The 25,722-nt window shown below is 64.4% G+C and carries 27 protein-coding genes, 1 tRNA gene and 1 pseudogene; 20 read left to right on the top strand and 9 right to left on the bottom strand.

The features are described 5' to 3' along the window. Positions 1-25: 25 nt before the first annotated feature. Positions 26-349, bottom strand: coding sequence for an ArsR/SmtB family transcription factor (locus ACQR0U_RS18665; protein ID WP_434843903.1), 324 nt, complete (start codon positions 347-349; stop codon positions 26-28). Positions 350-638: 289 nt separating this feature from the next. Here ACQR0U_RS18665 and ACQR0U_RS18660 point away from each other — a divergent pair, with 289 nt between their 5' ends. Continuing rightward, positions 639-1,319 carry a class I SAM-dependent methyltransferase gene (locus ACQR0U_RS18660; RefSeq protein ID WP_315715442.1) on the top strand — a complete coding sequence of 227 codons (681 nt, stop codon included), beginning with the start codon at positions 639-641 and terminating at the stop codon, positions 1,317-1,319. Positions 1,320-1,354: 35 nt separating this feature from the next. After that, positions 1,355-1,864 carry a helix-turn-helix domain-containing protein gene (locus ACQR0U_RS18655; protein ID WP_434843902.1) on the top strand — a complete coding sequence of 170 codons (510 nt, stop codon included), beginning with the start codon at positions 1,355-1,357 and terminating at the stop codon, positions 1,862-1,864. Positions 1,865-1,976: 112 nt separating this feature from the next. On the opposite strand, the gene ACQR0U_RS18650 is transcribed toward ACQR0U_RS18655, so the two are convergent. Next, positions 1,977-2,053: transfer RNA gene (locus ACQR0U_RS18650), tRNA-Pro, on the bottom strand. Between the two features lie 229 nt (positions 2,054-2,282). On the opposite strand from ACQR0U_RS18650, the gene ACQR0U_RS18645 reads away from it, so the two are divergent. From ACQR0U_RS18645 to ACQR0U_RS18630, 4 genes are read left to right on the top strand one after another with little or no spacing between them, the layout of a single operon-like run. After that, on the top strand, positions 2,283-3,281 hold the full coding sequence (locus ACQR0U_RS18645; RefSeq protein ID WP_315828346.1) for an L-threonylcarbamoyladenylate synthase: 999 nt from the start codon (positions 2,283-2,285) through the stop codon (positions 3,279-3,281). Between the two features lie 18 nt (positions 3,282-3,299). Next, complete coding sequence (locus ACQR0U_RS18640) at positions 3,300-4,727, top strand: FAD-binding oxidoreductase (RefSeq protein ID WP_434843901.1); 1,428 nt, start codon at positions 3,300-3,302, stop codon at positions 4,725-4,727. A 15-nt stretch (positions 4,728-4,742) separates the two neighbouring features. Then, on the top strand, positions 4,743-5,198 hold the full coding sequence (locus tag ACQR0U_RS18635) for a GNAT family acetyltransferase (RefSeq protein ID WP_434843900.1): 456 nt from the start codon (positions 4,743-4,745) through the stop codon (positions 5,196-5,198). Positions 5,199-5,207: 9 nt separating this feature from the next. Continuing rightward, positions 5,208-5,789 (top strand): NUDIX domain-containing protein, encoded by a 582-nt coding sequence (locus tag ACQR0U_RS18630; RefSeq protein ID WP_434843899.1) that lies wholly within the window; start codon positions 5,208-5,210, stop codon positions 5,787-5,789. 159 nt (positions 5,790-5,948) lie between these two features. Here the strand turns inward: ACQR0U_RS18630 and ACQR0U_RS18625 are convergent, their stop codons facing one another. After that, complete coding sequence (locus ACQR0U_RS18625) at positions 5,949-6,719, bottom strand: SOS response-associated peptidase (protein ID WP_434843898.1); 771 nt, start codon at positions 6,717-6,719, stop codon at positions 5,949-5,951. An 86-nt stretch (positions 6,720-6,805) separates the two neighbouring features. Here ACQR0U_RS18625 and ACQR0U_RS18620 point away from each other — a divergent pair, with 86 nt between their 5' ends. The 4 genes from ACQR0U_RS18620 (at position 6,806) to ACQR0U_RS18605 (ending at position 8,674) form a co-directional block, all read left to right on the top strand. After that, entirely contained in the window at positions 6,806-7,327 is a 522-nt protein-coding gene (locus tag ACQR0U_RS18620) for a hypothetical protein (protein ID WP_315828341.1), read from the top strand. Positions 7,328-7,392: 65 nt separating this feature from the next. Beyond that, a complete protein-coding gene (locus ACQR0U_RS18615) occupies positions 7,393-7,809 on the top strand; it encodes an NUDIX hydrolase (RefSeq protein ID WP_434843897.1) in 417 nt (138 codons plus the stop codon). A 31-nt stretch (positions 7,810-7,840) separates the two neighbouring features. Beyond that, on the top strand, positions 7,841-8,239 hold the full coding sequence (locus ACQR0U_RS18610; protein WP_315782189.1) for a TIGR02301 family protein: 399 nt from the start codon (positions 7,841-7,843) through the stop codon (positions 8,237-8,239). 168 nt (positions 8,240-8,407) lie between these two features. Further along, a complete protein-coding gene (locus tag ACQR0U_RS18605) occupies positions 8,408-8,674 on the top strand; it encodes a hypothetical protein (RefSeq protein ID WP_315717207.1) in 267 nt (88 codons plus the stop codon). 840 nt (positions 8,675-9,514) lie between these two features. On the opposite strand, the gene ACQR0U_RS18600 is transcribed toward ACQR0U_RS18605, so the two are convergent. The 3 genes from ACQR0U_RS18600 to ACQR0U_RS18590 all read right to left on the bottom strand — a co-directional run bounded on the left by ACQR0U_RS18600 (position 9,515) and on the right by ACQR0U_RS18590 (position 13,589). Further along, positions 9,515-9,814 carry a hypothetical protein gene (locus tag ACQR0U_RS18600; protein WP_315828339.1) on the bottom strand — a complete coding sequence of 100 codons (300 nt, stop codon included), beginning with the start codon at positions 9,812-9,814 and terminating at the stop codon, positions 9,515-9,517. Positions 9,815-10,077: 263 nt separating this feature from the next. Further along, positions 10,078-11,430, bottom strand: a complete 1,353-nt coding sequence (locus ACQR0U_RS18595) for a transposase (protein WP_434872213.1) — start codon at positions 11,428-11,430, stop codon at positions 10,078-10,080. Positions 11,431-12,059: 629 nt separating this feature from the next. Then, a complete protein-coding gene (locus ACQR0U_RS18590) occupies positions 12,060-13,589 on the bottom strand; it encodes a DUF1254 domain-containing protein (RefSeq protein WP_434844191.1) in 1,530 nt (509 codons plus the stop codon). Positions 13,590-13,946: 357 nt separating this feature from the next. Between ACQR0U_RS18590 and ACQR0U_RS18585 the strand changes: the two genes are divergently transcribed. Together ACQR0U_RS18585 and ACQR0U_RS18580 are read left to right on the top strand one after the other, a co-directional pair. Beyond that, complete coding sequence (locus ACQR0U_RS18585) at positions 13,947-15,206, top strand: HlyD family secretion protein (RefSeq protein ID WP_315754037.1); 1,260 nt, start codon at positions 13,947-13,949, stop codon at positions 15,204-15,206. Between the two features lie 437 nt (positions 15,207-15,643). After that, positions 15,644-15,829 carry an Ig-like domain-containing protein gene (locus tag ACQR0U_RS18580; RefSeq protein ID WP_315754035.1) on the top strand — a complete coding sequence of 62 codons (186 nt, stop codon included), beginning with the start codon at positions 15,644-15,646 and terminating at the stop codon, positions 15,827-15,829. A 62-nt stretch (positions 15,830-15,891) separates the two neighbouring features. On the opposite strand, the pseudogene ACQR0U_RS18575 reads toward ACQR0U_RS18580, so the two are convergent. Then, positions 15,892-16,053, bottom strand: a pseudogene (locus tag ACQR0U_RS18575) (transporter); the annotation flags it as partial. A gap of 215 nt (positions 16,054-16,268) precedes the next feature. Further along, positions 16,269-16,712 carry a CBS domain-containing protein gene (locus ACQR0U_RS18570; RefSeq protein ID WP_316159425.1) on the bottom strand — a complete coding sequence of 148 codons (444 nt, stop codon included), beginning with the start codon at positions 16,710-16,712 and terminating at the stop codon, positions 16,269-16,271. A gap of 739 nt (positions 16,713-17,451) precedes the next feature. On the opposite strand from ACQR0U_RS18570, the gene ACQR0U_RS18565 reads away from it, so the two are divergent. After that, the gene (locus ACQR0U_RS18565; protein WP_316167499.1) at positions 17,452-17,970 is read left to right on the top strand and encodes a protein phosphatase CheZ; all 519 of its coding nucleotides are present in this window, start codon (positions 17,452-17,454) and stop codon (positions 17,968-17,970) included. A gap of 133 nt (positions 17,971-18,103) precedes the next feature. On the opposite strand, the gene ACQR0U_RS18560 is transcribed toward ACQR0U_RS18565, so the two are convergent. After that, the gene (locus tag ACQR0U_RS18560; RefSeq protein ID WP_316230906.1) at positions 18,104-19,438 is read right to left on the bottom strand and encodes a dihydroorotase; all 1,335 of its coding nucleotides are present in this window, start codon (positions 19,436-19,438) and stop codon (positions 18,104-18,106) included. Positions 19,439-19,636: 198 nt separating this feature from the next. Between ACQR0U_RS18560 and ACQR0U_RS18555 the strand changes: the two genes are divergently transcribed. From ACQR0U_RS18555 to ACQR0U_RS18525, 7 genes are all read left to right on the top strand, one after another. Further along, positions 19,637-20,521 (top strand): YgfZ/GcvT domain-containing protein, encoded by an 885-nt coding sequence (locus tag ACQR0U_RS18555; RefSeq protein ID WP_316201104.1) that lies wholly within the window; start codon positions 19,637-19,639, stop codon positions 20,519-20,521. A 9-nt stretch (positions 20,522-20,530) separates the two neighbouring features. Next, on the top strand, positions 20,531-21,160 hold the full coding sequence (locus ACQR0U_RS18550) for a DNA-3-methyladenine glycosylase I (protein WP_316193403.1): 630 nt from the start codon (positions 20,531-20,533) through the stop codon (positions 21,158-21,160). Beyond that, positions 21,157-21,774, top strand: a complete 618-nt coding sequence (locus tag ACQR0U_RS18545; protein ID WP_315717218.1) for an HD family hydrolase — start codon at positions 21,157-21,159, stop codon at positions 21,772-21,774. The genes ACQR0U_RS18550 and ACQR0U_RS18545 overlap by 4 nt, the downstream gene beginning before the upstream one ends. A gap of 1 nt (position 21,775) precedes the next feature. After that, positions 21,776-22,015, top strand: coding sequence for a hypothetical protein (locus ACQR0U_RS18540; RefSeq protein ID WP_315717219.1), 240 nt, complete (start codon positions 21,776-21,778; stop codon positions 22,013-22,015). Then, positions 22,012-22,236 carry a hypothetical protein gene (locus tag ACQR0U_RS18535; protein ID WP_315717220.1) on the top strand — a complete coding sequence of 75 codons (225 nt, stop codon included), beginning with the start codon at positions 22,012-22,014 and terminating at the stop codon, positions 22,234-22,236. Before ACQR0U_RS18540 ends, ACQR0U_RS18535 begins: the two co-directional genes overlap by 4 nt. Positions 22,237-22,337: 101 nt before the next feature. Beyond that, the gene (locus ACQR0U_RS18530) at positions 22,338-22,844 is read left to right on the top strand and encodes a tyrosine phosphatase family protein (RefSeq protein ID WP_315754022.1); all 507 of its coding nucleotides are present in this window, start codon (positions 22,338-22,340) and stop codon (positions 22,842-22,844) included. 188 nt (positions 22,845-23,032) lie between these two features. Beyond that, positions 23,033-25,714 (top strand): DUF2339 domain-containing protein, encoded by a 2,682-nt coding sequence (locus ACQR0U_RS18525; protein ID WP_434844824.1) that lies wholly within the window; start codon positions 23,033-23,035, stop codon positions 25,712-25,714. The last annotated feature ends 8 nt before the right edge of the window (positions 25,715-25,722 follow it).

The following is a 25,722-nucleotide window of genomic DNA, read 5'->3' as shown; positions in this document are numbered from 1 at the left end:
GGCAGCGAGACTCCATCAGCACCACCTAGCAGAAAGCGCGATAGAGAGCGGACATGACCTCGATCACTTCCTGCCGCGAGACCGAATAATACACGTTCCTGCCGTCCCGGCGCACCTTGACGAGATCGTCCGCGCGCAGCCGGGCAAGTTGCTGCGACACCGTCGGCTGGCGGAGTTGCAGCGAATCCTCAATGCTGCTGACGGACTTCTCTCCGTCAAGCAGCAGACACAGAATGGCAAGCCGCGCTTCGTGCGACAGCGCCTTGAGGAATTCGCTTGCCTTGTGAGCCTTCTCGAGCAACGCGTCCGGCTCGAGCGAAGACCTGCTGCGTGCACGCTTGGTTGCCATATTCGTCCGCATATTCCTCAATCGACCAATTCGGTCGGTTACATCGGCGGCCACGGCGTCATGCCGCAAGGCCGTCCCGTGTTGCTATCACTTTGGCGAGACGATAACAAACAGGCGGTCGAGCCTGTCCCAGCGCGGTTCGTGCGAGACGGTATCGAGCCGCCGGCGCGATCGTCCCCTGCTCACGCGCCTGCCGCGTCTGACGAGCTGATGAACTACGATCCGGCTTCCAGTTCACCTAACTTGCGATCAAGGTTCGCAAGCTGATACCGAGGAGCTCGCAAGCTCCTTGCGGCTGCCAACAAACACGCTTGTCATCTTCAAAGTGGGACTGCCGATGGTCACGAACGTACCGCCAGACGCCGACGCCGGCCGCTGGAACCGACGATTCGAAGGCGATGATTTCGTTTTCGGAACCGAACCCAATCAATGGCTGCGCCGCCATGTCGGCACGTTCCCGTACCGCAGTCGCATTCTCTGCGTCGCCGACGGAGAAGGCCGCAACAGCGTCTGGCTCGCCCGGCAGGGATTTCAGGTCGACGCCTTCGACATCTCGGAGGTGGGTCTGGCGAAAGCAAGCAAACTTGCCGCGTCAGCCGGAGTCAGCGTGAACTACCAGCTTGCCGATTGCGACGGCTTCGCGTGGCCAAGCGCGGCGTATGACGGCATCGCGGCGATTTTTGTGCAGTTCGCCGCCCCGGATCTGAGGAAACGGCTGTTCGCGCGCATGATCGCAAGCCTGAAGCCGGGCGGGACGCTGATCCTGCAGGGCTATACGCCCAAGCAGTTGGAGTACAAGACGGGCGGCCCTTCCGCCCTCTCGCACCTCTATACGGAAACCATGCTCCGAGAGGCGTTCCGTGAGTTGGAGATCATCGAACTGCGCGAATACGAGACGGAGCTCAGCGAAGGCAGCGGCCATCACGGCCGCTCTGCGCTGATCGGAATGGTCGCGCACCGGCCTTCCTGATCGCGCTCTGCTGGTCCCCGGAATTGATCGCGCGCATGCGTCGCGCATTGTCGAGAAACGATCTCTACGACCGACTGTCGACCTTTCCGATCCTTCTGCCGGCATTGCGCGAGCGCGCCGCTGATCTACCCCTTCTCGCCGCAGCGCTGCTTGCCCGCGTGGCGCCGGAGCGAAGGCTCACCTTGTCCCAGCCGGCACCCGAGCGGCTCGAGGGCGACGCCTTGCCGGGCAATGTTCGCGAGTTGCGCAACGTGTTGGAGCGCGCGGCCCTGCTCTGCGATGACGATGTCATCTCAGCCGCGACGATCGAGCGTGCTCTGACGCTGCGATCGCCGGACATTGAGGGACGCGACCGGGTGCAGCGAACCGCAACAAAGCTGGCGCCTGCTGTCGGTGAGAACCCGCCGTCATCGAAGGAGCGCGAGGCGCGAGCGCTTCGGACCGCCCTGTTGACGCATCGCGGCAATCGAGAATCGCTTGCAAACCCCCTCGGCATCAGCCTGCACACGCTTTACCGGAAACCGGAGGAATTGGACGCTCGATGAAGCGCTGTCGCCTGCCGCGGCGAAATGCTCACGAATAGCCGGATGGTGCAGGGTGGCGCCGTGTGATTTCGTTGCGCTTCTCGGGAGATGAAAAGCTAGGCGCCTGAAAAAATGGTCGGAGCGGCAGGATTCGAACCTGCGACCCCTGCGTCCCGAACGCAGTGCTCTACCGGGCTGAGCCACGCTCCGACTTGGGAAGCCGGCTTATAGCGTCGGGTTTCCGTCTTCGCAAGGACACAAGGCAGGAAATCGCATCGAAATCGTCGATCGTCGGCGGAGGGGTTAACTGCTTGAGGCCGTGGGGCTTTGTCCGGCGGCCATGGCGCGAGCGCAAGGCGACAGGCGATTTGCGCGCTTCATTCGGACGTCCGCGCCCGCTATAGCCGAGCGCGGAAGCCACCGCCGTCCCGTACCATCGATGCCCGCCCCAGACATGCAAGCGATCGAGACCAGGATCCTGCCCGCCGACGCAGCTGGAATCGCGCAAGCCGCGGCGACGTTCGCGCGCGGCGGACTGGTCGCGTTCCCGACCGAGACCGTCTACGGCCTCGGCGCCGATGCGGCCAATGCCGCGGCCATCGCACGCCTCTATCAGGCCAAGGGCCGGCCCGCCTTCAATCCGTTGATCGCCCATGTCGCCGATATCGCAGCGGCGCAGCGTATCGGCCGCTTCAATGCCACCGCCGAGCGTCTGGCCGCTGCGTTCTGGCCGGGACCGCTGACCCTCGTGGTGCCGCAGAGCGACGGCTGTCCCGTCGCCGACCTCGCCACCGCCGGCCTCGATACGGTGGCGATCCGCGTGCCGGCGCATCCGACCGCACAAGCTCTGCTCATGGCGTTCGGCGGCGCCGTCGTGGCGCCCTCCGCCAACATCTCCGGCCACGTGTCGCCGACCACGGCGGCGCATGTCGCGGCCGATCTCACCGGGCGAATCGACCTCATCCTGGACGGCGGGCCGGTCGAGGTCGGCGTCGAATCGACCATCGTCGGCTGCTTCGATGCGCCGACGCTGCTGCGCCCGGGCGGAGTTCCGAGCGAGGCGATCGAGGCCGTGCTCGGCCGTGTGCTGGCGCGGCCCGCCGCAGAGACCGAGACGTCCGAGCAGCCTCTGGCACCGGGCATGCTGGCCTCCCACTATGCCCCGTGCGCCCGCGTACGCCTCGACGCCAGCGAGGTCGCGCCCGGCGAGGCGCTGCTCGCCTTCGGACCCACCACCTTGCCCGGAGCCCACGAGGCCGCCGCGATCCTGAACCTGTCGCCCTCTGGCGATCCGGCAGAGGCGGCGACGCATCTTTTCGGCTATCTTCGCAGCCTCGATGCCAAGGGAGCGCGCAGCATCGCGGTGATGCCGATCCCGAACGACGGACTGGGCGAGGCCATCAACGACCGGCTGCGCCGCGCCGCCGCGCCGAGATAACACTGGAAGCGACTAAGCATGAACATCAGCCAGCCTGCCCTGCCGCCGCTGCCGCCCGATTTGATCGCGCAATTCGCTGCCATCGTCGGCGAGCGCCAGGCGCTGACCGCGGAGACCGACGTCGCGCCTTACGTCACCGAGGAGCGCAACCTGTTCCACGGCCGCTCGCCGCTGGTGCTGCGCCCAGGCTCGACGGCCGAGGTCGCCACAATCTGCAAGCTTGCCAGCCAGCATCGCATCGCGCTGGTGCCGCAAGGCGGCAACACCGGCCTCGTCGGCGGCCAGACGCCGCACAATGGCGAGGTGGTGGTGTCGCTGAGGCGCATGGACAAGATCCGCGACGTCGACACCGCCTCCAACACGATGATCGCCGAGGCCGGCGTCGTGCTGCAGGTGGCGCAGCAGAAGGCTGCCGAGGTCGACCGCCTGTTTCCGCTGTCGCTCGGCGCCGAGGGCAGTTGCACCATCGGCGGCAATCTCTCGACCAACGCCGGCGGCACCGCCGCGCTCGCCTATGGCGTGGCGCGTGAGATGGCGTTGGGGGTCGAGGTGGTGCTGGCCGACGGGCGGGTGCTCAATGCGCTGTCGAAACTGAAGAAGGACAACACCGGTTACGATCTGCGCAATCTGTTCATCGGCGCCGAGGGCACGCTCGGCATCATCACCGCGGCGAGCCTGAAGCTGTTCCCGAAGCCACGCGCGATCGAGACCGCCTTCGTCGGCCTCAAGTCGCCGGAGGACGCGCTCAAGCTGCTGGCGATCGCGCAACGCGAGGCCGCCGGCAGCCTCACGAGCTTCGAGCTGATCGCCGCGATCGCGCTCGACTTCTCGATCCGCCACGCCGCTGGCAACCGCGCGCCGCTGTCGGGCGCCCATCCCTGGTTCGTGCTGATGGAACTGTCGTCGTCGCGCGAGGATGCCCGCGCCACGCTCGAGACCATTCTGGAGCAAGGCCTCGAAGACGGCATCGTCGACGACGCCGCGATCGCCGACAGCCTCGCCCAGCGCATGGCGTTCTGGAAGCTGCGCGAGGACATCTCTGCGGCGCAGAAGCCGGAGGGTGGCTCGATCAAGCACGACATCTCGGTGCCGGTCGCCGCGGTGCCCGCCTTCATTGCCGAGGCCAATGCCGCCGTGGTGAGGCTGATGCCCGGCGCGCGTCCGGTGCCGTTCGGCCATCTCGGCGACGGCAACATCCACTACAACGTCAGCCAGCCGATCGGCGCCAACACCGCCGACTATCTCGCGCGCTGGCACGAGGTCAACGCGGTCGTGTTTGAGATCGTGCTGCGCATGGGCGGCTCGATCTCGGCCGAGCACGGCATCGGCGTGCTCAAGCGCGACGAGCTGCCTGACGTCAAGGATCCGACCGCCATCGCGCTGATGCGCGCGATCAAGGCACAATTCGATCCGCTCGGGATCATGAATCCCGGCAAGGTGCTCTAGGCTGCCGACGCTCCCATGGATTCTGCTCCCACTCTCGCCATTTCCGACATCACCGATGCCGACGTGCCCGCGATCATTTCGCTGTGGCAGCGCTGCGGCCTGACGCGGCCCTGGAACGATCCGGCCGCCGACATCGCGCTCGCCCGCCGTGGCGACAGCTCTACCGTACTGGTCGGCCGCAGCGGCGGCGCCATCACGGCCTCTGCCATGGTCGGCCATGACGGCCATCGCGGCTGGGTCTACTATGTCAGCGTCGATCCCGAGCATCGCGGCCGCGACCATGGCCGCGGCATCATGGCCGCCGCCGAGGACTGGCTGCGGGCGCGCGGCATCGCCAAGCTGATGCTGATGGTGCGCGGCGACAACACCAAGGTGCAGGAATTCTACCAGGCGCTCGACTATGCCGTGCAGGACAGCGTCGTGTTCTCGAAATGGCTCGACGGCCGCCCGCCGACGCCCGGAATGAAATAGAGACGAGCGATGAGCATCTCCGACCGCATCCGCGTCCACGAGACGCGCGTGCTCTCCGACCATTACGGCACGCTGACCTCGACGAAGTTCGAGTGGCGGCGCGACGACGGCACGTGGCAGATGCAGAGCCGCGACGTGTTCGACCGCGGCAATGCGGCGGCGATCCTGCCCTACAACCTCGCCCAGCGCAGCGTCATCCTGGTCAAGCAGTTCCGCTATCCCGCGTTCGTCAACGGCCATGACGATCTGCTGATCGAGGCGGCGGCCGGCCTGCTCGACGACGCCTCGCCGGAGGAGCGCATCCGCCTCGAAGCCGAGGAGGAGACCGGGTTCCGGCTGCACGACGTCAAGTTCGTGTTCGAGGCGTTCATGAGCCCGGGCGTCGTCACCGAGAAGATCCATTTCTTCGTCGCCGAATACGAGCCTCACATGCGCGTCAGCGCCGGCGGCGGGCTCGCGCATGAGGGCGAGGAGATCGAGGTGCTGGAACTCTCGATCGACGACGCGCTGGCGATGATCGCCGACGGCCGTATCCAGGACGCCAAGACCATCATGCTGCTGCAGCACGCCGCGCTGAGGATCTTTGGCTGAGCGCGGCCAACGCTCGGTCGCGGGTCTTGCTCCTCTGTCGTCCTCCGCGAAGGCGGGGGACCCAGTATTCCACCGGCAGCCGTTTCGGCACGAGAGGCCCCGGCGTACTGGATCCCGCTTTCGCGGTACTGACGATCTTCTCTGTCGGGATATCCCGCCTCAGAACAAACTCCCCTGCCCGTCATCCGCAGGCGCGGGCGAAACTTTGCGGGATGCAACCTTCTTCGCCGGCTTGCGCTGCGCGTCCTCGGCGGCACGCAGCTCCGCGGTCATCGGCAGCAGCAGCTGCTCGTCGTCGTTGGCCACCGTGTTGACGCGCGTGGACACCTCGTACCACGCGAACTCGCCCTCGCGAGGCGCGACCAGCAGCCTCATGGCCTCGTCAGGATCATCGGAACGGCAGTCGAGCCACAGCGCGAAATCATCCGGCCTGATCGTCACGGGAACACGATGATGCAGCGTGGCGAGGTCGCGGCTCGCAGCCGCGGTGACGATCGCCACCGTATCGACCTCCTCGCCGTTCGGCCCGCACCAGGTCTCGGCGAGGGCCGCGAAGCCGAGCGGCGCGCCGTCACTGCGGTGGATGAAGAACGGCCGCTTGCGACCATCGATCACCTGCCACTCGTAATATCCATCAGCGGGCACCAGTACGCGGCGCCGCCGGATCGCATTCTTGAACGCCGGCTTCTCGTGTACGGACTCCGAACGCGCATTGATCAGCAGCGTGAAATTACGGGGATCCTTGACCCAGGCCGGAATGAATCCCCAGCGCATGAGCCGAAAATGCCTGATGTCCTGATCCAGAAGAACTACGGGAATCGGCTGCGTCGGAGCAATATTGTGCCGCGGCGGAAAGTTCGGCTGTTCCTCGTAGCCGAAAATCTGCCTGAGAGCCGCGGGTGGTGAAGTGATCACGAAGCGTCCACACATAATCTCACTCAAATCGTCGTGTGTTCAGCACCTTTTAACTTGGGTTGCCAACACTGCAGCGGATGACCGCAGCGGCGACCCATTCCGTGCCTACCGATCGCACGACCCAACGACCGGCGGGCAGCGCCATTGACCCGGCGCGGGCCGCGATGCTGCGCGCCGCCAACATCAATCCGCGCACCGGGCTCGCCACCGACTATCTGAATCATTTCAACGAAGCCGTGATGCTGCTCGAAATGATTCCCGATATTCCGGAATGCGCCGAGGATTTTCTGGCGTGGTCGCCGCTGACCTATCCAGAACATTTCACGCACACCAATTTCAAGGCCCGCGATCTCGTCATCGAGGCCTATGAGCAGGCCGACCCGGCGATTCGCGACAAGTTCGATCATCTCACGAAGACCATGACCGACATCCTGCTCGCGGTCGGCAGCGCGATGCGCGCTGCCAAGCAGGACGCCACCAAGGCCAAGCTCGCCGAGCAGGCTGCGGCGTGGGTCAAGCCGCTGGTGACGCAGGCCGGCGGCATCATCAATGGCGACATCGAGGTCGACCCTGACCCGGTCGACGAAGTCGACACCGTCGATGCCATCATGGCAAGCTTCTGAGCAGCACGGGCTACCGGCCCGGTCGTCTTCACGCTACGGCGCAGACCACGCCTGGAGCCATTGGCATGCCCCCCCCGACGCCGCCCCGCCACCCCCAACTCGCCGTCAGCGCCGCCATCTTCCGCGACGGCAAGCTCCTGCTGGTGCGCCGGGCGCGTTCCCCCGCCAAGGGCGTCTACACGCTGCCCGGCGGCCGGGTGGAGCTCGGCGAGACCCTGCACGAGGCCGTCGCGCGCGAGGTCATGGAGGAAACCGCACTCTCGATCGCAATTGTCGGGCTGGCCGGCTGGCGCGAGGTCCTGCCGGCCCAGGGCGGCGGCCACTATGTGATCCTTCCCTTTGCGGCCCGCTGGCAGGCCGGAGAGCCCCGGCTCAACCCGGAACTGGACGACTTTCAGTGGCGCCTCCCCGATGCGCTCGAGGGCCTCACGCTGACTGACGGACTGCCGGAGATCATCGCCGCCGCACGGACCCTGGTGTAGGCGCCTTGCGTCCGCCGTCCGGCAAAGGCATATGACGTCGGTGTTCCCCATGATCCCCAAGCGCCTCCTGGCCGCCCTCATGCTCGTTGCCGCCTGCGCCATTGTGCCCGCGCGCGCGCAGGATGCGGCCGCGCCGTTCGATGGCGATCTGCAGCGGCTGGCCGAGATCCTTGGAACCCTGCATTACCTCCGCGGCATCTGCGGCAGCAATGAAGGCGCCAAATGGCGCAACCAGATGCAGGCTCTGATCGATGCCGAGACGCCGTCGGGCGAACGCCGCGCCCGGATGATCGCCGGCTTCAACCGCGGCTATAACGGCTTTCAGCAGACCTACCGGACCTGCACGCCGGCGGCGATGGTGGCGATCCGCCGCTACATCGACGAGGGCTCGAAGATCTCGCGCGACCTCACGGCGCGCTACGCCAACTGATGGCCCATGGTTGACGGCGCGCGGGCGTTATCCACGTTTGCGTTAACCTTGTTAACCTTTCCTAAAGAACTGGCCTAGGCGTCTGCCGCCTGCGTGGTAAACCTCACTGGTCCGGCGCGTCCGCGTTCGGAATTCAACGCGCCTCGCGGCCCCGCCAGACTGAATTCAATGAGCTTTCCCGTCACTTTCAGCGCCCTCCCCGCCGTCCTGCCCGACCACGAGCAGAAGCAGGCCGCGCTCAGTTACCTCAACGAAGCCTGGGCGGAAGCGCGCCATGACGGCGTCGACGGCGACTGCCTGGCGCAGGCCAGCCTGTTCGCGGCGCTGGCCGAACTCGTCACCACCTATGGCGAGGACGCGGTGGCGACCTTCGTCGAAGGCCTGCCGGAGCGCGTCCGCAACGGCGAGTTCTCGCTGTCGCGCGCGACGCAGTAGGTTCTCCCGCTCCTCGCGCGTAGCCCGGATGCGCGCAGCGACATCCGGGGTCTCGTTGAACCCGGATATCGCTGCGCTCGTCCAGGCTACGACAACTACGTCGACAAACTCCGCGTCATTGCGAGCGCAATGACGGAGCCAAAACGGAGAGCGCCCATCGGGGCCGAGATCCGTCTTCACATCTCAAACAGCATCGAGACACGCCTCATCGTCCTCGCGGCGCGATGCGTCCGAGCGATGACCGACGTTCGGCCCTCATTCAATCGAGGGCGCAGGGAAGGCTGGGCGTCGGCTGACGCCCATGGCCCCCGTGCGAACAAAAGTGCACGGGGCAGGAACCACAGGTGCAGCCGGATGAGCCCAGCCTTCCCTGCGCGATGGTTTTAACGCTTCTTTCGCGCTCTCCCTGGGGACCGGCTTGATTGCCCCCATCGCCTGCGCCGATGCTCTCGCATCACGCTCAGGCTTGACCTCGGCATCGGGAGGCCAGGACCACGCGACTTCACGTCCGCATCGGGATTGTTCGTCCGCGCAGCCAAAGCCACGCTGCAACCCGACGCGTCCACCGCCTGCCCGCCTCGCGTCTCGTGACGACCGCGCGTACGCCCCTCTCGTTGAGGCGGGATGGGTGGAGGATAGACACATATTCTGGAAAAACGAAAGTGAAATCTTTTGCCCGGGAGAGGCTACGGGCGCGATCACGTTGAGACAATACGCAAAATTGCCGTTTCGGCACAGGTGTTTCGTGTAGTTGCGGCGAGCGCGAACGACGGCGTTGCAAACAAGATCGCGCAACTGATTCGCCCGACGGGCTTTTTGCTTTGCATTTCTTGCGGCGCTTCAGTCCCAATCTAGTCCGCCAATGACGCCAAGAAACCAGCCGCCGATAAAAGCGGCCGTAAGCGCCATGAGATGGATCGTCGCGGAGGGACCAAGTTCCTGGTTGTCTTGAACATGACTGAGTCCAATCAACCCAAGCTCAAAAATTGCCGCGCAGAATACAGGCCAAAGCGCCCGCCGCCGCGCTGCCAGCCGCTGGGCCGGGCCAGCCCCCCGAGCGTTCCGTGATAGAGTCATGGATCGGCGAAGCGACACCACGGCAGTCAAGACGACCACGATCATAAAGGCGATGAAGTACACCGGACATTATCCTTGGGGCCAACCTTACCGTCTTGAAGGTCACAGGCGAATAGCGCGAACCAGTTTCCTCAACCCTAAGAAGACAGCAAAATACAGCCGAGTCGGAGCGCTGTTCCCGGGCCCCTGCTTCCGGTTGAGCATCAGAAGCAGACCCTCACGCGAGCCGGCGACCAGATCCGTTATGGGCCGATTCCGTTGAAAAAGTCGGCAGTAGTTTCGTCGTGAACGCCATCTGTTTCGAGGACGAATTGGCGCGTTGTGGTTCACGCGGGCGTCAGCGCGGGCATCGGGATCAGCTTGGCCATCTTACGAAGGTTCTGAGCGGCTGCAGCGAGGGTGAACTCGTCGCGTGCGCCGTTCGGCCCTCTTAGTCGCAGCCGATCTAGCTTGAGGATGCGCTTGAGATGCGCGAACAGCATCTCAATCTTCTTGCGGAGCCGGCGTGAAGTGCGGCCTTCCCATGAGCTTGCGATCTCGCGTGCCATGTCGCGAGCGCCCTCGTAGATCGAGCGCGGCACTTTTCGAGCCGGGGTGTTGGGGCAACACCTGCTTCTTAGAGAGCATGCTTGACAATCGCGCTTGCTCGCACGGTAGAGGACCGTCGTGTCGTTGTACACCAGCGTCCCTGTAGTGGTGAGGGGTTTGCCAGCGGGACAGCGATAGACGTCCCTGGTATGGTCGTAGGTGAAGGCCTCACGCGAGAAGGTCCCGTCGGTGCGGGCCGACTTGTCGAAGACGGTCACGTGCGGCTCGATCCCGTGCTCGTAGACCAGCCACCCGAGCATCTCAGCGGAGCCATAGGCGCTGTCGCCGAGAAGCCGGCTTGGATAAAGATCGAACCTTTCGATTGAACGCTCAATCATGCGCTTGGCGGCCAATACTTCTGCCTGGCGGATCGCCGTGGTCGCTTCGACATCGACGATGATCGCATTCTCGACGTCGACCAGATAGTTCGTCGAGTAGGCGAAGAAGGCTTGGCCGCCGTGCGCTCCCGTCCAGCGCGCCGCCGGGTCGGAGGGCGATATAAACTTGGGCGTGACCTCCGTCGCGGCACCGAACGCGGCATCATCAAGAACGGCAAGATACTCGTCGATCGCTCGACCCGCAGCCTCCGGCGGAAGCCTCTTATCGCCTTCGATTCCCTTCTGCCGATTGGCATCCGCCTTGATCAGGCTCGCGTCGACTGCGAACCCTTCGCCGCCGATCAGGCGCTCCCGGATGCAGCGGCGCAAGACGGTCTCGAACACGCGACGGAAGAGATCGCTCTCACGGAAGCGGCCGTGCCTGTTCTTCGAGAACGTCGAGTGATCGGGGACAGCTCTATCCAGACCCAGCCGGCAAAACCAGCGGTATGCCAGATTGAGATGGACTTCATCGCAGAGGCGCCGTTCCGATCGGATGCCGAAGCAATAGCCGATCAAGAGCATCCTGATCATCAGCTCCGGATCGATCGAGGGCCGCCCGATGTTGCTGTAGAACGGCGCCAGCTCCCGCCGTAAGTCCTCAAGGTCGACGAACCTATCGATCGACCGCACGAGGTGGTCGGCTGGGATGTGCCTTTCCAGCGAGAACTCATAGAACAACGCAGCCTGTTCGACTTGCCGATGCCCCATCATGACCTTCAGTCCTGCCCACTAGACAGACTGAATCACCGATATCTCTGCGTCGCAACTGCTGACTTTTTCAACGAAATCGGCCAACAGGAGACATTCGAGGAGGGGACTGCTGGCCTATTGTATCGAAATTAGTACCAAAACTGCCGCAGCAAATATTGCGAAACAACTCAGGAAGAGCACAATGTTTGCTCCCTTCCAGGCATTGAAACGGGCTCTCGTACTGAAGGTCCAAACGCTATAGCCCGCTGCGCGTAGTTGCTGGCCGGCGCGAAAATTGCTCCACATTGCTCCGCACCAAGCGGACAAGGCCACGATCCAGCAAAACGTCTTCACCAAAACGCTCATAGCGATCACCTCGAAACCAGCCTTAGTGATGTCATAGCAGCGGTCGTTAACAAATCAGGACGCCCATCAATTCAAATTTTGGCGGCGGCCTTCGCTAAGGCAGTGTCGCCCCGGCGCACGGAAACAGACTGGCGATGCCAGAACGCTTCCTGAACTCGGCGGGTGTGAACAAATGTCTGTCCGGTCGAGGCCGGGAAGCCGACATCGCGGATGCGGACCGGAAGGTCCGGACCGGGCCATAAGCTGAAATGAAGAGGCGAGTCGAAGCTCGGACCTCCTTCTTGCTATATCGGCTCAATCTCGCCGGGACGCCAAGTTTTGTCGAACCACGGCTGAAGCGGGCCGTAGAGGCGCAGGAGCGTGTTCCATCCTTTGCCGGGGATGGTCTGCACCCAGTTGTTCTCCTTCCCAGCCGGAGCCTTGGGCCCGAAATAGACGTCCACTGACCCGTCCGCGTTGACCATGAGTTTCGGGTTCTGGCTGGTTGCGGCTGGCCAACGCTGGTCGGTCTGCAGCATGGAGCGGGTCTGATTGTCGTAGAGGATGACCGACCAGAACTGCTTGACTGGAATATTGGGCGGCAAGTGCAGCTTGTAGTTCTTTCCGCCGTCGAATGGCTTGTTTTGGCTGTCGACGAACGCGGCCATGTACTGCGATCCCTCGCCAACCGACTTGGAATCCATCGCCGGCGTCACGCCGGTCGCGTAGAAGAAGAATGCGGAGTAGGCATCGAGGATGCGCGCGCCGTTTTCCTCGAACTTGTAGCCGCCGAAGAAACCCGTGCGCCATGCGCTGTTGGGATAATAGTAGCTCTCCTTGATCCGCAACCGGCCATTGATTGCACGCGCGGTGGCGTCACCTACCAAGGCGGCTTCGGTCAGAATTTTTTTCATCCGTGTATCGGGCGCGAAGGGCTTACCCTTGCGGATGCCGACCGATGCGTAGAGGCCGAGTGTGACCGGGTCGACTGTATCGGTCGGCTCCTCCTGCACAACCTGATTCAGATACTCCCAGAAGGGATAATCTCCCGGAGCCAGCGTGCTAAATGCTTTGCCGGAAACATGCACGAAATTGAGTTTCGGCGGATTCGCAGCATCTTTCAGGTGATAGATTTTCGTGTGCTCTTCGACCGCGTCGACGCCGGGCTTCGGATCGCCATTGACCAAGAACGAGCGCCACGGAACCCAGACGCTGAACGTCGCCGGCTTCACGACAAAGAAGCCGGTCGGCACCTCGCCGTTGTAGCCGGGCGGCAAGATCAGGTACTTGCCGCCCTGACCCTTGTCCGGACCGACGAGTCCAACATCAGTCACAAAATTATACCACATGTCGTTGATGAGGCCGAGCACATTGGGTGGCACTTCGAGCACCAGAGGCCCGTCACGCAGGTCGAGCCAAAACCAAGTGTACGGCGTGTTGTTGTTCGGGGTGAGAAAAAGCGACTTCGAGTCCATCCTATCCTCGAAGATCGGCACCGTTAGATTGAACGGACCCAGTTCCGCGATGCCCTTCCGATTTGCCAACTGGTTCACTGGAGCCAGCGCCAACATGTAGGCCTGGACGGCGTGTTGGAAATCCAGATTGTCGTAGAGCTTTTCCACGGTCGCATCGTCGGGAAAACCGTCGAAGAAGTTCAGCGTCCCAAGGCGGGTCTCCACCTTGTCCGGGATTGCGACGCCCGGCGGTATCGGCGTTTGCATCTTGTATTGCTGGGCGTTGAGCGGAATTGCCGAGAGCGCCACGAAAGACAGCGCAGAAACTACTGATGCCGCTAATTTCATGATACGGCCCTTCTTGTCAGATGTTGAATTCATAAAGCATCTCTTCGTAAGTCCCATGATTATCGGGACTTCGTGCAGGGCTACAAATCTCGCAGCTCGCAGAATGACCAATCAACGTCTGCCAGCGCGATTGACCGGGCCACCGCGATTTACCGTCCCAGCACCCACCACCGCCTGTCGTGCAACGGGTCGCGGCCTCAGAACTACGCCCGGCCGTACGACGCAATTGGCTGGATAGCCAACGTATGTGCAGTACACCACAGCGCTGGCTTTCTCAGTGCTCGCGGCTACGAACCCGGTTATCAGCAGCGTAGTCGCTATTGCGATTGAGAGCTTCATTTTCGCCTCCTCCGCCAAAGACAAATAGTTTCATTAGAAACGATCTTCGCGTTGATCCAGATCAACAGGCCAACTCAGAATAATTTGGATGAGAATGTTGCAGATGCCGTTTGCGAGAAGCCGAATCGTCCTTGGCAAACCGCCGTAATGCGGCCGGCTCAATTTTCGGCTGTCTCGCGGCATACGAAGGAGCGAAGCGCCATGGTCCTCGTGATGGTACTCTACATCGTCATGGTCTGGCTCCTGTTCTCGAAGCTGAAGCTTGTGAAATGGGGATGGGGGGCCGGCACCATCACCGTTGTCATCGGCGCTTTCATCTTGATGGTCTTCCTTGGCCTGTTCAACTCGCTCACGCCCGCCGGCCGCTTTGTCGTGATCTCTAGGGTGGTCGAGGTCACACCCAACGTCTCGGGCCAGGTCGTAAGCATCCCCGTCCAAGTCAACGCCCCGGTGAAGGCCGGCGCCATCTTGTTCCAGATCGATCCGGCACCTTACAAATACAAGGTCAGCCAATTGGAGGCCTCGCTCGCTCAGGCGCAGCAGCAAGTCAAACAACTCAAGGCCAGCTATGATCAAGCCAAGGCGAACGCCGATGCCTTGAAGCAACAGCTCGTCTACCAGACCCAAAGGTTGGCCGACATTCGGAAGCTCGTCGCAACCGGCTCTCAGGCTGAGTTTCGTCTGCAGGACACGCAGGTGCAGTACGACACCGTGCAATACCAATTGCTCGCAGCGGAAGCCGCAGTAGAGAACGCCCGGCTCGCAATGGAATCCGAGATCGGAGGCGAGAATACCAACGTTGCACAACTCCAGGCTCAGCTCGAAAACGCCCGGTGGGAGCTGGATCAGACCACCATTCGGGCAACGGGCGACGGCTACGTCAGCAGCCTGGCACTGGCGGTTGGCGCTCGGGCATTGCAGACGCGTTCCGAGATGTCATTCATCCTCACCAACGACATCACCATTCTCGCGACGTTCAAACCGAACGCCTTCCAAACAGTGAAGCCCGGAGCAACCGTAAAGCTGGTCTTCGACGATAATCCCGGCGAGATATTCGGGGCGCGAATACTCGAAATCCCTCGCGGCATCGGTCAGGGCCAGATCGCGGTTTCCGGCCAATTAGCACGCGTCGGTTCGATCGGTGGCGCTCAGGGCTACCCGGCGACGATCTCGTTGCCAGATAATTTTGACAAGACGCGGCTGCGCCTCGGGATGCCCGGCAGCGCATGGGCCATCGCCGCAAACGCCGGCCCAATCGGAATGATCACGTCGATTCTCGTCTGGATAAGTTCGTACCTCGCATACTTGTGAGACTCTGCGTAGCTCAAATACACCGACGGCTCCGGCGAGGAATCAAGTCTCCGGTCTAATGACCGCTTTGGAGCGGACATCTAGCTGTCTGAGCAGTCTTGGGTGCCACAGGAGTTGCGAATTTTCGCCAAGGGTCACACCTTGGCACGCATTTCAGCCAAGTGGGCGGTGTATGTTGATCCTGGTCAATATTGGAAACGCTGGGAGCGCGATCCTATTGTTACTCAAAAACAAGGGAGGCTTTCATGCGATGTTCGACAGCAGTTCTTTTAGCCCTCGTTGCCGCCGCGCCCATCTCGGCGTCGCTCTCGCCAGCGCGCGCAGCTTCGGAGTGTCCAGCTTCCGGAAGCTTATCGGACTGGGGTATCAATTCGACCGGCTACTTCAACGTCGCTTCTGGTGGAAGCTGCCTGTTTCCAATTCGGATAGCGGGCGTGATGAAAAGCTCGAGCATTTCACAGAAGCCGGCTCACGGCACCCTGAAGAAGCTAAATATTTCGACATTCCAGTACACGGCGAAAGCAGGCTACAAGGGCCCCGACAGCTTCGCCGTGACGGCAACTGGCAAGGGACCGACTGCCTCCGGAACGTCGGTGATCACCATGAACGCGACGGTTCAATAGGACTTCCTTTTTCGCCGATAGACAAAGGCCCACTTCCAACCGGAGTGGGCCGCTTTTGTTTAGCCGAGCACGCGCGAACGGAAACCGCCGAGCACGGCGGGCTGACTGAAATCATCGGTAGTCTGCTGGTAGGCGTAGCCGACGAAGCCGACAAAGACCTGCTTCGACAGGAATTGCGATACGCCCCAGTCGAAATGGAAGTCGATGCCGCTCTGGTACTGCGTAGCGGTAGCCTCGCAGACGTGCTGCCACACCTGCCGTCCATCAAATCCCCATAGAGCCTGCCGCACCAGTCCTGCCCACCAAGCGCGGTTTCCTCCCTTGGAGGCTTTCGGACGACGGCCGCCCGAATATGCCGCGCCATCAATCATGCGGCCGGCATCCGAAACCCTTCACAAAAGCAGACATAGGCGGAGGGCGACGGCACCACGTTCGTCCGTCAGCCCCCGGGGCCGTCCTTCATGATGTAGCCCATCAGGTCGTCGACGTTGTGCTCCAGATCCCGGATGATGTTCTTGACGACGTCTCCGATCGAGATCACGCCCACGACCTTGCCCGCGTCCAGCACCGGCAGATGGCGAAAACCACGCTGAGACATCATGGCCATGCAACTGTCCAGCCGGTGGTCCGGCTTGACCGTCACCGGGTTGCCCGTCATCACCTGGCCCACCGGCGTCTGCTTGGCGTCGAGCCCGGGCAGCAGCACTTTGATGGCGCAGTCCCCCTGCGTCACGATGCCGACCAGCGCGCCGTCGTCGATGACGAGCACCGACCGGACCCGGTTGTCGCGCATCTGGCGCAAGGCTTCGACGACCATGTCGTCGGAACGAACATGGATCACGGCGCCACTCTTCTGCGCCAGCGCGCTTCTTACTGTGCTCATCGATGTCCCCTCCTGGACCCCCGTCCTGCCCCGCCTTGATGGTCCACATGGCAGGATAGTCGAAATATCCGGCTTCGTCAGCGCCGCGCCGATGCCGCGCGCCTGGCCGTGAACCGAACGATGATCGGGGTCACAGGCGGCCCATCGATTCCTGGGATTGCAGAGGCCAGGTCGTCCCCGAGAGCGGAACCGTCGGGTGCCGGCAAGAATGTTGCTCGGCAAAACGCAAGTCGGTCGACTGATGGCGGTCAGGTGGAGCGCTCTGGGTCAAGAGGCGGCGTACTGGAATTTCTCCCCCACGTCCGCGTCGTCCCTGGCAGCGGACATTCGCATTCATTTTGGCCGGCCGCGCGCCGCCTGCCTCCTGTCGTGACGCCCGCCCGCTCATCCAGGCTCCAAGCGCTGTCCCCGCGTCGCGGAAACCGACAGCAGACCGAGCTCTGCCCAATGGCCTCCCCCGGCAGCCACGTCGGCTCGGAAACTCTTCACGAAGCAATTTGAAGGCTTTGACGTGAATGAACATGCGCCCTTAACGAAAACCGGCAAAAATAGGTCGCTGATCTTCACCTACCTGACCACAGTACCGTTTCGAGCTGACGTGAAATCTCGATAGCCGCGTCGCGAGCCGGTCACCGCCGAAGCGAAATCCGAAATGCCTTCACAGAAGAGCAGGCCGGGGTTTGCAACTGCCGCGTGAAGAATTGGTAAGGAAACGTTAAGGAAAATTCGGGGATTTCTGATGATTGCGCCGGAAGAAGAGAGATTGCTGAAGACGTACCTGGTCGAGATGTTCGGCCAGATCAGCAGCATGCGGCGCGAACTCGCCGCTCTTCAAGGCGACGGCAAGGGCAGTTTCGCGACGATGACCGACACCCTCGACGCGATCGTCGAGAATACGGAGACGGCCGGGAACGCGATCCTCGAAAGCATGGAGGCGATCGGCGCCAGCGTCGCGAAGTTGCAGAAAGTCAAAGACCCGACTGCCGCAGCGGTCTGCGACGAGATCGTCGACAGCACGAACAAGGTGTTCGAGGCGTGCGCGTTTCAGGACCTCACAGGGCAGCGGATCACGCGCGTGGTCAAGTCGCTGCAGTTCATGGAGGACCACATCAACAAGCTCGTCCGCATCTGGGGAAAAGAGGAGCTGGCGCGGCTGGCCACCGAGCTTGCTGCCCCAAGCGCCCCGGACTTGATGGAGGGCCCGAAGCGGCCGGGCGTGGCGATTTCCCAGGACGACATCGACAAGCTGTTCGCGTGAACGACGGCCAGGCGTGATGCCCGCTCCGCGTCAATGCGAGGAGCAGGGCGACGAAGCAATCCAGGGACGCGCTAAGGACTCTGGACCGCGTCGCTGCGCTCGCAATGACGGAGCAAACTCACGCGCAGCGCCGTTACGGCCGCAGCGTCTCCATGAACCGCACCGGCTCGCCGGTCGCTGGCGTCAGCAGCTCGCCCTGCCACATCACGCGCTGACCGCGGACGAACGTGCCGACCGGCCAGCCGGTGACGCGCAGGCCATCATAGGGCGTCCAGCCGGCTTTCGAGGCGACCCATTCGTTGGTGATGGTCTCGCTGCGCTTGAGGTCCACGATGGTGAGGTCGGCGTCGTAGCCGGCGGCGATGCGGCCCTTGCGGGCGATGTTGTAGATGCGGGCGGGGCCGGCGCTGGTGAGGTCGACGAAACGTTGCAGCGACAGCCGGCCCGCATTGACGTGGTCGAGCATGATCGGCACCAGCGTCTGCACGCCGGTCATGCCGGAGGGCGAGGCCGGATAGGTCTTGGACTTTTCCTCCGCGGTGTGCGGCGCGTGGTCGGAGCCTAAGATGTCGACGATGCCCTGGTGGACGCCCCACCAGATGACGTCGCGATGATCGACTGATCGCACCGGCGGATTCATCTGCGCGTAGGTGCCGAGCCGCTCGTAGCACTCCGGCGCCGCCAAGGTGAGATGATGCGGCGTCGCCTCGACGGTGGCGACGTCCTTGTGGTCGCGCAGATACACGATCTCCTCCTTGGTGGAGATGTGCAGCACGTGGATGCGCTTGCCGGTCTCGTGCGCGAGGGTGACGAGACGTTGCGTGGCGCGCAACGCCGCCTCCTCGTCGCGCCACACCGGGTGTGAGCGCGGATCGTTCTCGACGCGCAGGTCCTTGCGCTCGTTGAGGCGGTACTCGTCCTCGGCGTGGAACGCGGCACGGCGGCGGATCACCTGGAAGATGCGGCGCAGGCTGTCGTCGTCCTCGACCAGCAGCGAGCCGGTGGAGGAGCCGACGAACACCTTCACGCCGGCGCAGCCCTCGGCGCGCTCCAGCACCGGGAGCTGCTCGACATTCTCGCGGGTGCCGCCGATGAAGAAGGCGAAGTCGCAATGCATGCGATGGCGGCCGGCAGCGACCTTGGCGGTGAACGCCTCCTCGGTCACCGTCAGCGGATTGGTGTTGGGCATCTCGAACACGGCGGTGACGCCGCCCATCACGGCGCTGCGCGAGCCGGTTTCGAGGTCCTCCTTGTGAGTGAGACCAGGCTCGCGAAAATGCACCTGGGTGTCGATGACGCCGGGCAGCACGTGCAGGCCCTTGCAGTCGATGATCTCGGCGGCCGAGGCTGTGCCGAGATCGCCGATCTCGACGATGCGTCCGCCCGAAATGCCGATGTCGCGGACGCCCTCGCCGTCCTGATTGACCACGGTGCCGGATTTCAGAATGACGTCGAAGCGCGCGCTCATGAAGCCCTCATAGGATTTCATTCTCCTGACCGCCCCAAGACAGATCGATCATGCTGCGCGCCTGCCCATTTGCTGGCCTCCGGTGGCACGCGAGTCTCGATCTTTAGAATGAAGCCACCGCGCGGCGGCGTTTCAGCCTTGTGGTTTATGCCTGGGCGGCTTACGTTTCAGTGCGGCCTGTCGCAAGAGGTTTTTCGGATGAAGGCGACGTTTCTCGACGACCGGGGCGTGGTCCAGGTCAGCGGCGACGATGCACGCAAGTTCCTCAACGGTCTCTTCACCACCGACGTCACCAAGCTCACGCCTGGCGAGGCCCGGTTCGGCGCGCTGCTGACGCCGCAGGGCAAGATCATCGTTGATTTCCTGGTGGCGCAGGTGCCGGCGACGGACGCGGGCGAGCGCTTCCTGCTCGACTGTCCGCGCGCGCTGGCGCAGGCGCTCACCGACAAGCTCAACCTCTACAAGCTCAGGGCCAAGGTCGCGGTCAGCAATCGCTCCGGAGAGCTCGGCGTGATCGCGGTCTGGGATGGCGCCATCGGCGCCACGCCGGAGCCGAGCTTCGTCGATCCGCGTCATGAGCGCCTCGGCGCGCGCGTCATTGCGCCGCAGGAGGCGCTGGCGGAGATCGCCGCACGGCTCGGCGCCGAGATCGTCGATTCCGACGCCTATGAGGCGCATCGTATCGACTGCAGCGTGCCGCGCGGCGGGCTCGACTTCATGTATGGCGACGCCTTCCCGCACGAGACCAACATGGACCGGCTGCACGGCGTCGACGTCGGCAAGGGCTGCTATGTCGGCCAGGAGGTCGTGAGCCGCATGCATCATCGCGGCACCACGCGCACGCGCGCGGCGAAGGTGCTGCTCGACGGGCCGAGTCCCGAGCCGGGCACGCCGATTCTGGCCGGCGACAAGTCGGTCGGCACCATGGGCTCGGCCGCCGCGCAGAAGGGCATGGCGCTGCTGCGCATCGACCGCGCCGCCGAGGCGTTGGAGGCGGGAACGCCGCTCACCGCCGGCGGCCTCGTTCTGCGCATCGCTGATCCCGACGCGCTGCAGGGCGCGCCGAAACAGACGGTCGCCTGAGCCGGTCTCATGGGTCGCGCTGCTGTCGTCCATCCCGATGGCCTGACGCGCTGCCCCTGGCCGGGCAGCGATCCGCTCTATGTCGCCTATCACGACACCGAGTGGGGCGTGCCGGAATATGACGACCGCGCGCTGTTCGAGAAGCTGATCCTCGACGGCTTCCAGGCCGGGCTGTCGTGGATCACGATCCTGCGCAAGCGTGACAATTTCCGCCGCGCCTTCGATGATTTCCAGCCGGAGAAGATTGCGCGCTATTCCGACAAGAAGATCCACGCGCTGATGAACGATGCCGGCATCGTGCGCAACCGCGCCAAGATCGAAGGGACGATTCTCAGCGCGAAATCCTGGCTCGACATCCAGGACAAGGGTCCCGGCTTCTCCAAGCTGCTGTGGGACTTCATGGACGGCGCGCCCAAGGTCAATCAGTTCAAGACCACCGCGAGCGTGCCGGCCTCGACGCCGCTGTCGATCAAGATCTCGAAAGAGCTGGCCGCGCGCGGCTTCAAGTTCGTCGGTCCCACGATCGTCTATGCCTTCATGCAGGCGACCGGCATGGTCAACGACCATCTCGTCACCTGCTTCTGCCACGAGACCTGCAGCGGCAAGCGCCGCGCCCCGCGCCTCAAGCCTCCCAAATGACGACTGACAAGGCCCCGAGCGGGCACGACCGCGTCTGGCAGCGCATGCTGTCCGGCCGGCGGCTCAACCTCATCGATCCCTCGCCGCTCGATGTCGAGATCGCCGACATCGCCCATGGGCTCGCGCGTGTCGCGCGCTGGAATGGCCAGACCACCGGCGCGCACATCTTCTCGGTCGCGCAGCACACGCTGCTGGTCGAGACGGTGATGCGCGCGCGCAAGCCCAACATCGATGCGAAGCTGCGGCTCGCCGCGTTGCTGCACGATGCACCGGAATACGTCATCGGCGACATGATCTCGCCGTTCAAGGCGGTGCTCGGCGACGGCTACAAATCAGTCGAGAAGCGGCTGCTCGGGGCGATCCACATCCGCTTCGGGCTGCCGGCGGAGATTGCTCCGGAGATCGAGCGCCAGATCAAGGCGGCCGACCGCGGCGCCGCCTTTCTGGAGGCGACCCGGCTGGCCGGCTTCTCGGAGAGCGAGGCGAAGAAGCTGTTCGGTCGCGACCCCGGCCTGCCGGACGCCACCGTGACGGACTATCTGACGCCCTGGAGCGCGGCCAAGGCCGAGAAGCAGTTCCTGACCCGCTTCAACGCGGTGCTGGGGGCGTGCTGAGATGCCGCTGACGCCGGACGAGCGCCGCAACGAACGGCTGAAGCTGGCCGCCAACTGGGTCAACACGCTGGCGACGGCCATCGTCACTGCCGGGACGTTCGTGCCGCTTGCCCAGTTCGTCTATGGGGTGCTGCCGCCCAGCACCCCCGCGGGCCTGATCTACGGGTCGGGGGTCGTTTGCATTATCACCGGAGTGCTCATACATTTGCTCGGTCAGTGGATCCTGGGAGGTCTTCGATGACCACGCACCAGTTCGTTGCCCTGAGCTTTCCGCTCCTGACCGCCTTGGCCGTCGCCATCGTGGCCCTGTTCGTGCGCCGTCCCTGGTCCGAGAAACCGGTCGAGATCGCCCCCCAGAACCGTGAGCGGGTGCTCGATCATCTCGAGCGGCTCAACGCGGAGATCGAGGGCAAGGCCCATCTGGTCCGCCAGGAGTTGCGGCAGCTCAAGAACACGCGCTGAGGGCCGTCGGCGCACACATGCGCCAGCCCGACGGCTGACATCCAAAACGCGCTTTTGCCCTTGTGCCCCCATTCGTATAATCGGGCGTTCAAAGGCTCGCCATGATCCACGTCTGCTCACTCGCCGCCCTGCCCGAGACCGTGCGCCTGACCGGCGCCAGCCACGTGCTGACCATCATGGCCAATGTCGAGCAGGTGCGGCGACCGGAGACGATCCGCCCCGAGAACCATCTGCGGGTCTCGGTCGACGACATCACCGAGCAGCTTCCTGGCTTCATGGCGCCGAGCGAGGATCACGTCGCCCAGGTGCTGCAGTTCGTGCGCGGCTGGGATCGTGCGGCGCCACTGGTGATCCACTGCTATGCCGGCATCAGCCGCTCCACCGCGAGCGCCTTCGCCGCGGCCTGCGCGCTCAACCCCAATCGCGACGAGCTCGATATCGCCTGGGCGATCCGCCAGGCCTCGCCGATCGCCTCGCCGAACCGGCTGATCGTCAGCCTGGCCGACAGGGCACTGGGCCGCCAGGGGCGCATGGTGCGCGCACTGGACGCGATCGGGCCCGGCGCCATGATGGTCGACAGCGCGCCGTTCCGGATCGATCTGGACTGAGTTGCGACGCTGCGTAGCCGCGTACCGGTGCGCTTTGAACTTATGTTCCACGGTTTGACACAGAGGGAACGACGGCCATCGTGCGGCCCGCCGGAGCGGTTGGCCGATTCGCCGGGATCCGCAAGGGCTCGCAGCTTCCCTCCACCCGTGACGCCTCCCGGCGGCATCGATTTCAGGATTCCCGCGTGATGTTCGATTGGCCCCTGGATTGGATCGCCCTGCTGGTGGCGTTCGCGGCGCTCGCCTTCGCGCGCCGGACCTCCGACCGATTGGCCGAGGTGCAGGCACGGCTGGCCAAGCTCGAGGGGGCCCGGCCGATCGCGGCCGCGCCGGTGGTCGCGCCGCCGCTCAGCCCGCTTCAGGAGCCCGCTGAAGCCCCGCCAATGCCGCCCCCATTGCCGGAGCCGACCGAGGCTACCCTGCAGCCGGCGGCGATGGCGAGCGATGCAGCGGCCGAACAGCCGCCGCTCGTGTCCCCGCCACCCGTGCCGCAACCCGCGGCCGGCTTCGAGGAGCGCATCGGCACCCGCTGGGTGGTGTGGATCGGCGGGCTGACCCTGGCGCTCGGCGGCTTCTTCATGGTGCGCTACTCGATCGAGGCCGGCCTCGTCGGCCCCGAGGTGCGCGTCGCGCTCGGCGCGCTGTTCGCCGCCGCGCTGCTCGCGGCCGGCGAATGGACACGGCGCAAGGAGAGCATCTCGCAGATCGCGGCGCTGCCGATCGCCAACATTCCGGCGATGCTCACCGCGGCCGGCACGGCGGTCGCCTTCGCCACCATCTATGCGGCCTACGCGCTGTACGACTTCCTGCCGCCCGCGATCGCCTTCGTGCTGCTCGGCATCGTCGCGCTGGGCACGCTGGCGGCTGCGCTGCTGCACGGCCCGGCGCTCGCCGGGCTCGGCATCGTCGCGGCGTTCACGACGCCGGTGCTGGTGTCGACCGGCGAGCCGAACTACTGGGCGCTGTACATCTACCTCGCCATCGTCACCGCCGCCGCGTTCGCGCTGGCACGCGTGCGGCTGTGGCGCTGGCTCGCGATGACCACGATCGGGCTGTCGTTCCTGTGGACCTTGCCCGGACTCGACGCGGGCGTCGAGACGGTGGCGCCGCATGTTTTCCACGTCGCGGTTGGTTTCGCGCTGGCCGCACTGATCGTGGTCTGCGGCTTCATGTTCGGACCCGCCGCCGAGAACGACGAGGTCGAGCCGATCTCATCCGTCGGCCTAGCGGCTTATCTGCTCGGCGCCATGCTGGTCGTGCTGGCGAGCTTCCATGACGGCCTGGCGCTGATCGGCTTCACGGTGCTGGTCGCGGCGACGCTGGCGGTCGCCTGGCGCGCGCCGAGCGCCGTCGGCGCGGTGGCCGCCGCCGCTGCGACCGTGTTCCTCGTGTTCGCCGAATGGGCGCTGCGCGACAATCCGGACCTGCTGGTGCTGCCCGGCGGCGCGCTGCCCGGGATGGGGCCGAACCCGCTCGGCGCGTCGGTCACGTCGCATCTGGTGACGGCCGCGATCTTCGCGCTGGGCTTCGGCGGCGCCGGCTTCCTGGCGCAGGGGCGCGCGCACAACGCCGTCGTGCCGGTGGTGTGGTCGGCGGCCGGCGTGTTCACGCCGCTGGCACTGCTGGTCGCGCTCTATGCGCGCATCGCCCATCTCGACCGCTCGATCCCGTTCGCGATCCTCGCCGTCGTGCTCGCCGCCGGCTTTGCCGTCGCCACCGAGGCGCTGACGCGGCGCGAGGAACGTTCCGGCCTCAGTGCCTCGATCGCGCTGTTCGCGACCGGCACGCTGGCCGCGCTGGCGCTGGCCCTGACCTTCGCGCTTGAGAAGGGCTGGCTGACGATCGCGCTGGCGCTGATGTCGCTCGGCACCGCCTGGATCTTCGAGAGCCGGCCGATCCCGTTCCTGCGCACGCTCGCGGCCGTCTTTGCCGGGCTCGTGGTGCTGCGCATCGGCCATGATCCGCGCATCGTCGGCGCCGATGTCGGCACCACGCCGATCTTCAACTGGCTGCTGTGGGGCTATGGCGTGCCGGCGGCGTCGTTCTGGGGCGCGAGCTATCTGATGCGCCGCCATGGCGACGACGCGCCGCTGCGCGCGGTGGAGGCCGCCGCGATCCTGTTCACGACCCTGCTCGCCTTCCTGGAGATCCGCCACGCCGTCAACGACGGCGACATGCTGGCGGTGCCGTCGCTCGCCGAAGTGGGACTCGACGTCTGCGTGGCCCTGGCGCTGGCGATCGGGCTGGAGCGGCTGCGGGAGCGCAGCGGCAGCATCGTGCACAACATCAGCGCCGTGATCCTCACCGGATTCGCCGGCGGCGCCACCGTGCTCGGCCTGCTGCTGTTCGAAAACCCGATGATCTCGGACGTCGCGATCAAGGGCGGCCTGCTCAACATCCTGATCCTGGCCTATGCGTTCCCGGCGGTACTGATGCTGCTGTTGTCCTACGCGGTCGCAGGCCGCCGTCCGCCAGCCTATGGCAATACGCTGGCCGCGGGCGCACTGATCCTGGCGCTGTCCTATGTCAGCCTCGAGATCCGCCGCATCTATCACGGCCCCGATCTGACGGCAGGACCGACCAGCGCCGCCGAGCAGTACACCTATTCGATCGCCTGGCTCGCCTTCGGCGTGATGCTGCTCGGGATCGGAATCATCGTGCAGTCGCAGCGCGCGCGTCTGGCATCCGCGATCGTGATCGCGCTGACGATCCTGAAGGCCTTCCTGATCGACATGTCGGCGCTGACCGGCGTGTGGCGCGCCCTGTCTTTCATCGGGCTCGGGCTGGTGCTGGTCGCGATCGGCTGGCTGTACCAGAAGGTGCTGTTCCGACGGCAGCAGCAGGCGCCGCCGGCTCAGCCGGCAGCGTAGCGCCATGT

Origin of the sequence: Bradyrhizobium sp. HKCCYLRH3097 (assembly GCF_051167875.1) — a bacterium.
In the GTDB taxonomy this organism is placed as follows: Bacteria; Pseudomonadota; Alphaproteobacteria; order Rhizobiales; family Xanthobacteraceae; genus Bradyrhizobium.
This window is presented reverse-complemented; position numbering and strand designations above follow the sequence as displayed.